This is a genomic window from Salmonella sp. SAL4457, from assembly GCF_046548235.1.
In the GTDB taxonomy this organism is placed as follows: Bacteria; Pseudomonadota; Gammaproteobacteria; order Enterobacterales; family Enterobacteriaceae; genus Salmonella; species Salmonella enterica.
Map to the genome: position 1 here is coordinate 1 of NZ_JBGDZO010000353.1, position 279 is coordinate 279.

Annotated in this window: 1 protein-coding gene; it reads left to right on the forward strand. The window is 62.4% G+C overall.

Going from position 1 to position 279, the window contains the following annotated elements:
• Positions 1–113 (forward strand): hypothetical protein (locus ACLJNW_RS24620; protein ID WP_410961274.1); only part of this gene is annotated, 113 nt, incomplete at its 5' end.
• Positions 114–279: the final 166 nt, after the last annotated feature.

The window sequence follows — 279 nt, forward strand, 5'->3', positions numbered from 1 at the left end:
TCGACTACGAGCACTACGTGGGCAAGCAGTTGCAGCCGGTGGCCGACGCCATCCTGCCGTTCGTCGGCGATGATTTCGCCACTTTGGTCGACCGGCAGATGGCACTATTCTGAGGCTCATTGGCGGATGAGCCGCTGGTCCAGCTGGCGCAGCCGTTCCCGGTCGAGGTTGCGCGGGAGGACGTGAGTGTCCGAGCCGTTGGTCAACGGCGATTCCACGGGCCTGTTGAGTGGGATGACGATACGCTCGGCGTCGTAACGGATTTCCTTGGTGTTGGTC